General features: G+C 80.4%; 1 pseudogene. It reads left to right on the top strand.

Going from position 1 to position 450, the window contains the following annotated elements:
* Window positions 1-450: pseudogene (locus B351_RS16240) on the top strand (BatD family protein); the annotation flags it as partial.

Below are 450 nucleotides of genomic sequence, written 5' to 3'. Positions count from 1 at the left end.
GCCTCCGGCGCGCAGCCGCTGGACCTGCCGGTGCCGCAGGTGGAGGGCGCCCAGGTGTTCGCCGAACGCGCCGAGACCACCGAGCGCTTCGTCGACGGCCGGCCGCAGCTGACCGTGGTGCGCCGCTTCGCGGTGGTGCCGCTGCGCGCGGGGCCGCTGCGGATCCCCGGCCTGGCGGTGGACTGGTGGGATGCAGGCGCCGGGCAGGCGCGCCAGGCGACCCTGCCGGACCTGGAACTGGAGGTGGCCGCGGCCGCACCCGGGCGCGCCCTGCCGGCGCCGGACGGGGCCGTGCCGGCGCCGGCAGGCGAGACCACCCAGGCGTTGCCGGCGACCCTGGCCGGACCCGCCGAAGGCGCCGCCTGGCGCTGGCTGGCCCTGGTCCTGGGCCTGCTGTGGCTGGCCACCCTCGGCTGGGCGCTGTGGCTGCGCGCGCGCCAGCGCCGCCGC

The sequence above is a fragment of the Pseudoxanthomonas sp. GW2 genome, assembly GCF_000283075.1.
Lineage (GTDB): Bacteria > Pseudomonadota > Gammaproteobacteria > Xanthomonadales > Xanthomonadaceae > Pseudoxanthomonas.
This window is presented reverse-complemented; position numbering and strand designations above follow the sequence as displayed.